Below are 12,249 nucleotides of genomic sequence, written 5' to 3' on the forward strand. Positions count from 1 at the left end.
CTACAAACCGGCAAATTCTATGCCTTAAAATTACTTATGAATTTATATCATTTTGCTCCTTTTTTGTTAAAGACTTAAAAACCAATTCATACGACTGATCAATCAGCTTTAAAATCAAATCTTTTTTTAAACCATCCAGCAACACGGAATTCCAATGGGTTTTATTCATGTGATAAGCGCCTGTGATCTGTGGATGCTGCTCACGAAGCTCTGCACTCCATTCCGGATCTGTTTTTACACTAATTGACAATGGTTGTTTTTCAAGACTTATTAATAAAAACATTTTTGTTCCTACTTTCATGACAAGTGTCTCATTATCAAATGGAAAGGTCTCTGCAACTCCTTTTTTGGCGAGACAATAATCTAAAATTTCGTTGGCATCCATATTTTATGAGTAATTGGTAATTAGTAATGAGTAATATTTTTTACTTTAATTCAAATTTAGTAAATTTAAGAAACAAACATCATCACCACAAACGATATATTATGAAAGCTCTAGTAATCGGTGCTACAGGCGCTACAGGAAAGGATTTAGTTCACCAACTTCTTAACGATAAGGATTTTGAGGAAATTGATATTTTTGTAAGGAAACCTGTTGATATTCAAAATGAAAAACTAAAAACTCATATTGTAGACTTTGAAAAACCTGATGAATGGAAAGATCTGGTGAAGGGCGATGTGGCTTTTTCATGCCTGGGAACGACTTTAAAGGATGCAGGAAGTAAAGAAGCTCAAAAAAAAGTAGATTTTGATTATCAGTATCAATTTGCGAAAGCTGCCAAAGAAAATGAGGTGGAAGATTACGTTTTGGTTTCCGCTTACGGAGCCAACCCGAGTTCAAAAATATTTTATTCTAAAATGAAAGGTGAATTGGAAGAGGCTGTAAAACAGCTACATTTCAACAAAATCACGATTTTCAAACCCGGAATGCTCGAAAGGAAAAATTCTGAACGAACAGGAGAAGTTTTGGGAAGCCGGATTATAAAATTTGCTAATAAACTGGGCCTTTTGGAAAGTCAAAAACCTTTACCTACCGATGTTTTAGCTAAAGCGATGATTAATTCTTCAAAAATTAAAAGTAATGGCTACTCAAGTATTAAGCTGGGAAATATTTTTTGTTTTGCGGAGAAAAGGAGCGATTAGTTATGAGTTTCCAATTATGAGTTAGAAGTTATTAACGCTTCATGAACAATTCTTTGTAAGAGTTTACGAATGAATGTTCATGAAGCGTTTCTATTTATTATAATTTTTATTTCAAATACTTTGTAATCGCTTCGTCCGTAGGCTTTGTAGTACTTACAAAAGAATCGATCAGCTTTCCGTTTTCATCAATTAAAAATTTTGTGAAATTCCAAAGGATTTTGGTGTTTTTTACTCCATTTAAATCTTTTTCAGTTAAATATTTAAAGATTGGAGCGGTGTCATCACCTTTTACAGAAACTTTAGCAGCCATTGGGAAAGTTACCCCATAATTCTTTTGGCAAAAAGCACCGATTTCTTTGTTGGTTCCTGGTTCCTGCCCTCCAAAATTATTCGCCGGAAAACCTATAACTACCAATTTATCTTTATACTCTTCTGAAACTTTCTCAAGATCAGCATATTGCGGTGTAAATCCGCATTCTGAAGCCGTGTTTACAACAAGGATTTTCTTTCCTTTAAAATCTGCAAAATTGATTTGCTTACCTTCTTCCAAGGCATCTACTTTGAAATCGTATATTGATTTTCCCATAAGTTCTTTGGTTTTAGCTTTAGATGCTTCACTTTTTTTCTGAGCGCAGCTATTGAAAAACGCCACAAAAGAAAGCAGCACTAAAAAGAATTTTTTCATATTAAAATTTATTTTTAATTAAAACTTAAAAGTATTAGAAGGAAATACCTTATTAATATCAATCCTGTTCATCAACATCACAAAATCTCCGTCCTTCTTTGTACTGGAAGATTCTATCCTGAATGGCATTGATAAATTTCCTACTTTTTTGTAATCTGAATAATCTAACGTTTCATCTTTTTTAATTTCCCTCAAAAGCATGTATGTTTTTGTATCGAAATAGTAGATGTTTTTATTAACATTTTTCGTTAATTCAACTTTATGACAGTAAATATTACCAATTTTTTCTTTTCCTAAATATTTGGCCTCAAAACCTTTACTTTCCCAGTCTATAAAGTCATTATCGAAACTTTCGGGAACATATTCTGCGTATACCTGAAGTTTGTTGGTTGCATAATTCATTGCATAGCCTTTCGCCCCGTCATATCCTTCAATTGCTGTATCTTTCCCACTGATTGTAATGATTGTTTTTGTAAGATTCGGGCGTTGTTGGTAGATTTTAATGGGATATTCATCCTTCACCCCCAAAATTACTTTTCCTTGAAGTAATACTGAATTTAACAGCTTCCAATTCGTTAATCCTCCGGACATTTCGATATTCTTATCTATAATTTCCTTCGCAGTTTGGGCAAAAAATAATTGCGAAAATATCAGGACGAATACTAACAATAATTTCTTCATTAATTCTTTTTATAAATTCAAATATAAGGCTTTTAATACAACATCAAAAGGCAAATAAGCTAATTTGTAGATTAACCTAAATAAGCTTCCTCGCTTTTTCCAGATCTTCCGGCGTATCAATTCCCACTCCTACAAAATTTGTTTCTATCATCTTGATTTTCATACCATATTCCAGATAACGGATACATTCAATTTTTTCTGAAATTTCCAGAGGCTTCATTTCCAGTTTTGAAAATTGAAGTAAAGCATGTTTTCTGAAAGCGTAAACACCAATATGCTTAAAATAATTAATATCATAAGAAATCTCCCGATGAAAAGGAATCACGGAACGGCTGAAATATAAGGCAAAACCATTGTTGTCTGTAATAACTTTTACGTTATTCGGGTTTTCAATTTCTTCTTTTTCGGTCAGTTTTATTTTTAATGAAGCTAAAGAAATTTCCTGATTTTCATCGTTGTAAAAAACTTCAATTAATTGCTTTAAAGGCTCTAATTTAAGGAAAGGCTCATCCCCCTGAACATTGATAACAATATCACAATCAATATTTTGCACAGCTTCTGCGATACGGTCGCTGCCCGTTTCGTGTTGTCCGGTCATGACAGCTTTTCCACCATTTTTTACAATTTCATCAAAAATAATTTCCGAATCCGTCGCTACAAAAACTTCGTCAAACAACCCTGTTTCCACAACATTCTGATAGGTTGTTGTAATAACCGTTTTTTCTCCCAACATCTGCATTAATTTAGCAGGAAAACGACTGGCTTCGTAACGTGCGGGAATGACTGCGATGATTTTCATGTGATATAGTATAAGTTATTAATTATGAGTTTAAATAATTACCCAACAAAATAATTCCGTAAATCCAGGAAATATACAACAATGAGTAAAAAAATCCGAAACCAAAACTTTTTAATAAATCTCCTTTACAATGCTTTGAATTTTTAAATACCAGACGTAAAGCTCGGAAAAAAATCCAATATAACATGGCTCCAAAAAATAAAATTGTTGCCCAAAAGAAGACTCCTAAAAAATATAAAAGAAAAACAAGAACAATAGTAAATAATATCCACAAAATAATGGAAATTATAATACCACCAATGCTGTCACCAACAGCCGGAATATCCAAGTCCAAACTACCAATTTCAGGAGTTTTATCTGACAATTTTTTAACTCTTTCTTTTGTTAAAATAGGTCCAACATTATCTTTTAATTTCAAACCAAAATATAAACCTAAACTGATAAACAGAAAAAAGGAAATGGCTAAAATTGAAGTCGATAGAATAGAATTCTGAAATAAAGACCTGTGAGAATTTTCTCCTGAAATCCAAACACTTACAATAACCAAAACAATAATTCCCAAAGTAGAAAAACACAATAATTTGGTTTCAAGAAAGGACTTTTTGAAAAGTTTCACTTTATATAATTCTTAATTATGAGTAATAAAAGATGCTTCGACCTCGCTCAGCATGACCTCGCTAAAAATATACTGTGAAATAAGTAATTGTATTTAGGATTGTCATGCTGAGCCCATCGAAGCATCTCTATTTTAAATTATTTTAATTTGTTTAAAGCATTCTCTAATTTCGGCATCATTGCTGAAATTTCTTCAGTAGCTAAACCACCTACAGAAGCTCTGAACCAAGGCTCAGATTTCTCTTCCCCGAATGCGGAGAATGGCACCAAAGCAACTCCGGCCTCACTGATTAAGTAGAATACCAAATCAGAAGAATTTCCAATCACAGAACCGTCTGGCTTTGTTTTTCCGATATAATCTAATTTGATGGTAAGATAAAGCGCCCCCATCGGTTTAATGCTGTCTACTGCTAATCCTTTTGCTTTTAAATCCTGAATTCCACTGTGAAGAACTTTTAATGATTCTTCCAGTTTTGCTTTAAAATCTTCAACAAAAATATTTACATCTTCATGATTTTCAAAGAATTTTGCTGTGGCTTCCTGTTCAGGTTTTGGAGCCCAGGCTCCAACGTGCGTTAAAAGCGCTTTCATTTTATCCAAAATGTGAGCCGGCCCGAATCCCCAACCTACACGAACTCCCGTTGCAGCAAGGCATTTTGAGATACCGTCAATATAAATTGTATATTCTCTCATTTCCGGGAAAAGAGAAACGGGATCAACGTGTTCTGCCGCGAAAGTAAGGTTAGAATAAATCTGGTCATACATCAGGTATAGCGGCTTTTCATCTTCACCTCTTTTTTTATTTTCTTCTAGCACCAATTCACAGATTTCTGAAAGTTGTTCTCTTGTGAACATCGTTCCAGTCGGGTTTAGTGGTGAACAAAGAGCCAGTAAAACTGCTCCGCCCAAGTGTGGTCTTAAATCATCAGCAGTTGGCAGAAAATTATTTTCAGGTGTCGTTTTCACTTCTACCGCTTCTGCTGAAGTAAGGTAAGCGTAGTGGTTATTATTCCACGATGGTGTCGGGTACACAACTTTATCACCTTCATCAACAATTGTTTTATAAACAGCATAAATCAAAGGTCTTGAACCCGCTGTAATTAAAATATCATTGGGTGAATAATCAAGGTTCCATCTTGTTTTTAAGTCTCTGGAAACTTCTTTTCTTAAAGATAAAAGTCCGTTTGCCGGCGGATAATTAGTAAGATTGTTCTGATAGGCTTTCTGAATTTCTTCCTTCAGCTTGGCAGGAATAGGATAAATATTAGAATTTAGATCACCAATGGTAAGGTTAGCAATTTCCGCTCCTTTTGCCTTTAAATCATTTACTTCGTTACCAATTTTTACAATTTCAGAACCAATCAGGTTCGCCGCTAATTTTGAAACTTTCACTTTATTTTTATTTTTTGTTATCTTATTATTGTTATAAGTTATTAATTATGAGTTATGAGTTTTACTCTTTGTCGTTATAATTATACTTCTTATCATTTTTAATATTTCTGCAGCCGGGTTTTTTAAACTTTCAAATTCATCTCTTGAAATATAATCTGTTGCAAATAATAATTCAAGCCAATAAATTGTTTCATCACATTCTTTTTGTGAAATTGATAATTTATGTATAAAATCCATTCTGCTTTGAGCATTTAAAGCCTCCCGAACATTGGCTCCAACAGAAGTTCCTGATCGCAAAATTTGTTTGGAGAGAATAAATTCCTTCTTTTCTGAACTGAATTTTTTGTAAAAATTGACAATTTGTATTGCAAACTCAAAACTCTTCTTACCAATAATGCTATCACTCATAATTCATAACTCAAAACTTATAACTCATTGTCTAATTTAATTGTAAGTCTTTTCTTACTTCTTCAATTTTTGCTTCCAGAGATTTTAATTTATCCCTGAAATCTGCTTCGGAAGTAATAGAGTCTTTTACTGAGATATAAAATTTTATTTTTGGTTCTGTACCTGAGGGTCTTACGCAAACTTTTGTGCCGTCCTGGGTGTAATAAATCAAAACATTAGACTTTGGAATGTCGTTCATTACTTTTCTCTCGCCTTTTGAAACAATGAAATTCGTCTGCTCTTTGAAATCCTTCACTTCTTCAACCGGAGAACCTGCCAACTGTTTTGGAGGGTTTTCGCGGAAATTTTTCATCATATTTTCGATTTCCTCTGCGCCGTCTTTCCCTTTTCTTACAAGATTTACCAAACCTTCATAATACATTCCTGTTTCCTGGTAAATTTCGATCAGATATTGGTACATCGTTCTCCCGTTGGCTTTGCACCAAGCTGCGATTTCACAGGCAAGGACAATACTTCCGCAAGAATCTTTGTCTCGAACAAAATCTCCGGTCATAAATCCGAAACTTTCTTCGCCACCGCAAATGAATTTTTCTTTTCCTTCAGCTTCACGAATCATTTTTCCGATCCATTTAAATCCTGTAAGCCCGGCCTTGCACTGAACACCAAATTTCTGAGCAATATCAAAGAAAATATCAGAAGTTACAATCGTGGAACCAATAAATTCTTTTCCGGTAATTCTCTCCTGCTTTCTCCATTCGTTCAAAATATAATAGGTCAGGATTGTATTGGTCTGATTTCCATTCAATAACTGAATTTCTCCGTCAAGATTTCTTACTGCAATACCCAATCTGTCGCCGTCCGGATCTGTTCCGATAACGATGTCTGCATTGGTAATTTTTGCCAAGTCCATTGCCATTTCCAGCGCTGCAGGCTCTTCCGGGTTCGGAGATTCTACCGTCGTGAAATTTCCACTCGGAATCATCTGTTCTTTTACCAGATCGATCTTTTTAAAACCTGCTTTTTCTAAAGCCTTAGGAACCGTTGTATAAGTCGTCCCGTGAATCGATGTGAAGACAATATTTAAATTTTCTTTTCCAACGTTCTGATACGTAGAGTTTTCGATGCAGGCATCAATATATACATCATCCTGCTCCTCTCCGATCCATTCGATTAGATCATCATTTCCGTTGAATTTAATTTCGTTAAATTTCACAGAATATACTTCATTGATAATTGCTTCATCATGTGGCGGAACGATTTGCGCCCCGTCGTTCCAATATACTTTATAGCCGTTGTATTCCGGTGGATTGTGAGAAGCTGTCAACACAATTCCTCCGTTACATTTTTTATCGCGAACCGTGAAAGATAATTCCGGAGTCGGCCTGTGGTCTTTGAAAAGCAATACTTTAATTCCGTTTGCCGTCAAAACATCCGCCACTAATTTCCCGAATTCTTTTGAGTTATGTCTTACATCATAAGCAATCGCTACTTTAATTTCCTCACCTGGAAATTGACTTAACATATAATTCGCAAGTCCCTGTGTAGCTTGACCTAACGTGTACTTATTTAAACGATTGGTTCCAACACCCATAATTCCTCTCATCCCTCCTGTTCCAAACTCCAATTCTCTGTAAAAAGAGTCTTCCAAATCGGGCGAATTGCCGTCAATTAAAAGTTGAACAGCATCTCTCGTTTCCTGATCAAATGATTCATGCAACCAAAGTTTTGCTTTTTCTAATGTTGTCATATTTGTATTTCCTATTTTGTAATTTTATATTTAGATCGGAAGTTGGGAGATGGAAGTTGGAAGTTTTTCCAGCTTCAAGCTCCTGGCTTCCTGCTTATCATTCTTTTATTTGATTTCTGAATGCTATAGTTTGATTCATAAGACTATAACTTTCAGTATACATTTTATTAAAATCTTCTTCTGAAATATATTGCCTGTTTTTTGCTTTATATAGACAGGTTACAACTTCAGCCAAAGAACGAATTGAATATCCTAAAAATTTTTTAAATTCTAATTTTGACTGTAAAATACTTCCTTCAGAAATATTAAGTGCAATAGAATCAGAAGCTCTTCTAATTTGTGAAGTTAAATTAAATGCTTCATCTTTTGGAAAATTCCTAGATAATTTAAAAATAATCTCACCAAAATCCATAGATTTCTGCCAAATAATCAACTTTTCAAATTTGAAACTCATCAATTAATATTTTTTCCATCATTTAATTTGTGTTGTATACTTCTTCCATCCTCCAACTTCCATCCTCCAGCTTCCCTCTTCCAGCCTTTAATCCAATTTTTTATTCTGCACTTGTGTCGTTTTATCAATTTTAAAAGCGCGAATTGGATCATTATAATAAATAAATTTCGCCGTATTCTGAATATGACCTTTCAATGAATCTTTTACATTAACTTCTGCATAATTTCCATTCTTAGAATCGATATTCAGGTTTTCGATTTTCCAATATGGAGCGATCAAACTTGCTGTATCAGAGATCTTTATCACTGCATCTTTTGTCAGTCCCAGAAAATTTGCCCTGCTTCTGTTCGCCATTTCAATTTCCGCTCTTCTTGTGTTTACTGAACCCATAAAAGTAGCGTTATTTTTTAAATTAAGCCTAAAATTATCGGTCTTAATTTCACTCGAAATATTCATTTCCACAGAGTCGGAAATAGATATTTTTTCGAGATTATACTTTGAATAAACAGTAACATTGTAGAAATCAACACCTTTTGTCCCCCGTTTTTCTTTGATGGAAAGTGTTTTATCATCTACATCAACATCCAGATTATCAGCGATATTCGGGTAGGTTTCTATTTCAACAAAGTTTTTGGTCCCTCTTGCGTAAAATACCCGGAACTTCCCTTCCAGATCAAGATTTACAAATTCCGGAACTTCCACATCTTTCCTTTCGATATTTCCCTTTGGAGAAACTTTTCCGCAGGAAACAATTGCCAGCAGCATGAATGTATATAATATATTTTTCATTTTAACTTAAAATATTTTTAAATAAAACCGCAATGATAATAAGACTTTCTATTCCCATTAAAACATAAAGAATTAATACCCTCCAGAATAACCTGGTTTTGAGTATGAATTTTTAAAAGCATTCCAATAAGTAATTGCCGGGAAGAAATAATATTACTTTTACAGGCCAGATTGATTCAAGAATATCATTTTTAACGAGTGAAAATGGAGTTATTCTTGCTGTGTCGGATTTCTGTCCGCAATGAGGACAAAACTCATCGGAGATTGAATGACCGCAGTTCAAACAACTTTTTTTATTCATTTACTTTAAATCACCTCATCAATATTGTAATTCTTATGCTCTCTATTTGTTCTGATAATCATTTCTCCTAAAAACCCTGCAATGAAAAGCAAAGTTCCCATGATCATCATCGTTAAAGCTATAAAAAACCAAGGATTATTGGTAATTAAATGTCCGTAAATTCCTCTTGAAACATCAATTAATTTTGAAATTCCCAGCCAAAGCGCAGAAAGGAAACCAAAAATGAACATCAACGTTCCCACCGCCCCAAAAAAGTGCATTGGTCTTCCACCGAAACGGCTTACAAACCAAAGAGTTACCAAATCCAGAAAACCTCTGATAAATCTTTCTGTTCCGAATTTTGAAGTTCCGTAAGGTCTCGCCTGATGTTGAACTTCTTTTTCCGTAATTCTTCTGAAACCTGCATTAGCAGCCAAAACCGGAATGTAACGGTGCATATCCCCGTACACATCAATTGTTTTTACAACCTGTTTTTTGTAAGCTTTTAAACCACAATTAAAATCGTGGAGCTCAACTCCGGAAACTTTTCTAGCCGCCGCATTGAATAATTTTGACGGAACATTTTTCGTCATTACATTATCAAAACGTTTTTTCTTCCAGCCGGAAACAATATCGTAATTATCATTGACAACCATATCATAAAGCTCAGGAATTTCTTCCGGAAAGTCTTGTAAATCAGCATCCATGGTGATAATTACATCTCCGTTTGTCCTTTCAAAAGCTGCGTGAAGTGCCTGTGATTTTCCGTAATTTTTTGAAAATTTAATTCCATGAATCTGAGGATTCTGAATTTTTAAATTCTCAATAATACTCCAGGACAAATCTGTACTTCCGTCATCCACAAACCAGATTTCGTACGATAAATTGTTTGACCTGCAAACATTATCAATCCTTGAAAAAAGCTCTTCCAGAGATTCTTCTTCGTTCAATAACGGAATAACTATAGATAAATTCATTTAATTTTAATAAAATTATTCTTGATTTTGTTCTTCTTGATAAATAGTTTTCGTTCTGAAAAACGCCCCGAAAAACACTGACAAAACTACGTAAAATATAAGAATTGCTGCAAAATATCCCGAAAAATGACTTGCCGTAAGCATATCTTTCCCCTTTACCGCTTCCGGCGTAAAACTTTGGCTTCTTTCTTTATATTTTTGATCCAGCTCGTCGATATCTTTCTGATGTTTTAAAATCTTTCTTGCAGAAGTATATTCCTTGTCCAATTCTGCTTTTTGTCTTGTTACGTATTGATAATTTAACAGCTTTTTTGCATCGGTATCTACAAAATTAAGGTAAGCATAAATGCTGAAAATCGAAAGAATTCCCCCGATAAACATGGGTACGAAAGCTCTCTTAAACGCTTGTTTAAAACTTACCACTCGATGGTTGTTCCAATATGTTTTCACAGACCAGAATGCTGCTCCAGCATACAGTAGCGGCAACACAAAAGCATTGGCCTTCAATGATATATCAAAATAATTGATTCCTGAGAAAAAAGAATACACTACAAAAAAAACGATCATTGTAGCGATAAAAAGTATAATTCCTAATGTTGATGGACTTTTCGTCATATTTAATTTTTTAGAAAAAAGTTGAAAAATTATCGTTCTAAAATTCAATTGTTTACTTGTATTGCAGTAATTTTTTCAACTAATTTTCTTTAATAAGTTTTCAAATTTATAAAATATTGCTATCTTTGCACCGGCAAGTCCTAAACAACCAGCTCCTGAGAATCCTCCAGGGTGGGAACGCAGCAAAGGTAATTGGTCGTAGCGGTGTGATTTAGGTAGCTTGCCATTTTTTATTGGTTTAAGTTGAAGAGAGGTAATTTGAAGATTATCTTTTTTTGTTTCTAAACTTTTCAACATTTTAATTCCAGTTTTCAAATTACCTCCCATTTTTATTTAAAATTCGAACTCCTCACCTAGTTTTGGTAAAACAAGCTCTACATTTTTGTCTGCAAAATGCTTTAATGCACTTTCATGGTTGATTTCAATCGCAGGGAAAGTATCAAAATGGCATCCGATAACTTTTGGAGTTTTCAATAATTCTGCTGCTGCAAAAGCCGCTTTTCTCGCACACATCGTGTAGTGACTTCCGATTGGCAAGATTGATAAGTCTAAATTTCCGTATAATCTTGGAAATAATTCCATATCCGACATTACTCCTGTATCACCTGCCAAATAAAGGTTTTTACCTTCAGGCAATCTGAAAATATATCCCACAGGAACACCGCCGTAGCTTCCATCCGGGAAAGAACTTGTGTGATGAGCCGGAACCATAGAGATTTTAAGATCGTCGATTTTTGCCGATCCTCCTAAGTTGACATCGTCTGTATTTTTTGCCATTTTGAAATGACCACAAATTTCAGGAACCGCAATAATAGTAGCTTCCGGATGATACTGCAACACTTCTTCCACGTCTGCAATGTGATCTCCGTGAGCATGAGTCAGTAAAATATAATCAATTTTCTGAGCTGTAATATCAAACCCAGATTCTACTTTTTTGTAGTTGTAGAAAGGGTCACATAAAATATTTTTGTCCTTATAAGTGAACAAAAAACAGTTTTGTCCTAAGAATTTTATTTTCATTTTTAATTTATTTTTTGATTTTATTTAATCACTAATGACACTAATTTTTCACGAATAATACAATTGAAATTTAAACTTATGAGATGCTTCGACAAGCTCAGCATGACAACGCTAATACTAACTGCTTATATAGCACAATTATATTAGTGGAAGTTTGTGAAAAATATTTGAGTTATTTGTTGTACTTAAATTATTTCGATGGAAATTTATCCTCAATTAATCTCAAATTAATTCCGTGTTCCAGATATGCTTTGCAGCCGTCTAAAACCGTAGTGAAACCACCCGTGTTGTCATTAATTACTTTTAACAGGTCTTCTCCTTCCTGATAAAATCCATAGCTTTTAATGATAACTAACGTTCCTTTTTCCATTTGTTTGAATTCGTAGTCTACATTTGTTGAAGGTTCGCCCCACTCTGTTTTTATCAACTGATTTTGAATAACTTGCAGCACTTTAACATCAGATTTCACGGCGTACATTTCCCATTCCCAAGTCAGGGTTTTGCCTTCTTCTAATTTTCCGGTAGATTTTGTAAACCAGAAATTAGTCGTTACTTCCGGGTTGATAAATGCTTCAAAAACATCTTCAACCGGCTTTCTGATAAGCATTTGAGCTTCAACATACACGTTCGAATTCATGATAGAA

General features: G+C 34.1%; 15 protein-coding genes and 1 other RNA gene. 2 read left to right on the forward strand and 14 right to left on the reverse strand.

Going from position 1 to position 12,249, the window contains the following annotated elements; translation table 11 throughout:
- Positions 1-34: 34 nt before the first annotated feature.
- Positions 35-385, reverse strand: a complete 351-nt coding sequence (locus ATE47_RS07705; RefSeq protein ID WP_062161416.1) for an MmcQ/YjbR family DNA-binding protein — start codon at positions 383-385, stop codon at positions 35-37.
- Positions 386-486: 101 nt separating this feature from the next.
- On the opposite strand from ATE47_RS07705, the gene ATE47_RS07710 reads away from it, so the two are divergent.
- Positions 487-1,143, forward strand: coding sequence for an NAD(P)H-binding protein (locus ATE47_RS07710; RefSeq protein WP_062161417.1), 657 nt, complete (start codon positions 487-489; stop codon positions 1,141-1,143).
- A 106-nt stretch (positions 1,144-1,249) separates the two neighbouring features.
- Here ATE47_RS07710 and ATE47_RS07715 read toward each other — a convergent pair whose 3' ends face one another.
- The 11 genes from ATE47_RS07715 to ATE47_RS07765 form a co-directional block, all read right to left on the reverse strand.
- Positions 1,250-1,828 (reverse strand): glutathione peroxidase, encoded by a 579-nt coding sequence (locus ATE47_RS07715; protein ID WP_062161418.1) that lies wholly within the window; start codon positions 1,826-1,828, stop codon positions 1,250-1,252.
- A gap of 18 nt (positions 1,829-1,846) precedes the next feature.
- Positions 1,847-2,509: a hypothetical protein gene (locus ATE47_RS07720; protein ID WP_062161419.1), complete on the reverse strand. Its 663-nt coding sequence runs from the start codon at positions 2,507-2,509 to the stop codon at positions 1,847-1,849.
- A 76-nt stretch (positions 2,510-2,585) separates the two neighbouring features.
- Positions 2,586-3,308: a 3-deoxy-manno-octulosonate cytidylyltransferase gene (kdsB, locus tag ATE47_RS07725; protein WP_062161420.1), complete on the reverse strand. Its 723-nt coding sequence runs from the start codon at positions 3,306-3,308 to the stop codon at positions 2,586-2,588.
- A gap of 22 nt (positions 3,309-3,330) precedes the next feature.
- Positions 3,331-3,870, reverse strand: a complete 540-nt coding sequence (locus ATE47_RS19225) for a hypothetical protein (RefSeq protein ID WP_185097142.1) — start codon at positions 3,868-3,870, stop codon at positions 3,331-3,333.
- Positions 3,871-4,061: 191 nt separating this feature from the next.
- Entirely contained in the window at positions 4,062-5,315 is a 1,254-nt protein-coding gene (locus tag ATE47_RS07735) for a pyridoxal phosphate-dependent aminotransferase (protein ID WP_062161422.1), read from the reverse strand.
- Positions 5,316-5,360: 45 nt separating this feature from the next.
- Positions 5,361-5,723 carry a four helix bundle protein gene (locus tag ATE47_RS07740; protein ID WP_062161423.1) on the reverse strand — a complete coding sequence of 121 codons (363 nt, stop codon included), beginning with the start codon at positions 5,721-5,723 and terminating at the stop codon, positions 5,361-5,363.
- Positions 5,724-5,754: 31 nt separating this feature from the next.
- Positions 5,755-7,470: a phospho-sugar mutase gene (locus ATE47_RS07745; RefSeq protein WP_062161424.1), complete on the reverse strand. Its 1,716-nt coding sequence runs from the start codon at positions 7,468-7,470 to the stop codon at positions 5,755-5,757.
- A gap of 97 nt (positions 7,471-7,567) precedes the next feature.
- A complete protein-coding gene (locus tag ATE47_RS07750) occupies positions 7,568-7,924 on the reverse strand; it encodes a four helix bundle protein (RefSeq protein ID WP_062161425.1) in 357 nt (118 codons plus the stop codon).
- Positions 7,925-8,011: 87 nt separating this feature from the next.
- A complete protein-coding gene (locus ATE47_RS07755; RefSeq protein WP_062161426.1) occupies positions 8,012-8,713 on the reverse strand; it encodes a head GIN domain-containing protein in 702 nt (233 codons plus the stop codon).
- A 306-nt stretch (positions 8,714-9,019) separates the two neighbouring features.
- Complete coding sequence (locus tag ATE47_RS07760) at positions 9,020-9,970, reverse strand: glycosyltransferase family 2 protein (protein ID WP_062161427.1); 951 nt, start codon at positions 9,968-9,970, stop codon at positions 9,020-9,022.
- A 15-nt stretch (positions 9,971-9,985) separates the two neighbouring features.
- Positions 9,986-10,585 (reverse strand): DUF4199 domain-containing protein, encoded by a 600-nt coding sequence (locus tag ATE47_RS07765; RefSeq protein WP_062161428.1) that lies wholly within the window; start codon positions 10,583-10,585, stop codon positions 9,986-9,988.
- A gap of 131 nt (positions 10,586-10,716) precedes the next feature.
- Here ATE47_RS07765 and ffs point away from each other — a divergent pair.
- Positions 10,717-10,814: signal recognition particle sRNA small type (gene ffs / locus ATE47_RS07770), an RNA gene on the forward strand.
- Positions 10,815-10,918: 104 nt separating this feature from the next.
- Here the strand turns inward: ffs and ATE47_RS07775 are convergent.
- Both ATE47_RS07775 and ATE47_RS07780 read right to left on the reverse strand, forming a co-directional pair.
- Positions 10,919-11,605, reverse strand: coding sequence for a metal-dependent hydrolase (locus ATE47_RS07775; RefSeq protein WP_062161429.1), 687 nt, complete (start codon positions 11,603-11,605; stop codon positions 10,919-10,921).
- A 190-nt stretch (positions 11,606-11,795) separates the two neighbouring features.
- Positions 11,796-12,242 (reverse strand): SRPBCC family protein, encoded by a 447-nt coding sequence (locus ATE47_RS07780; RefSeq protein ID WP_062161430.1) that lies wholly within the window; start codon positions 12,240-12,242, stop codon positions 11,796-11,798.
- Positions 12,243-12,249 lie beyond the last annotated feature (7 nt).

This window comes from Chryseobacterium sp. IHB B 17019 (assembly GCF_001456155.1).
Lineage (GTDB): Bacteria > Bacteroidota > Bacteroidia > Flavobacteriales > Weeksellaceae > Chryseobacterium.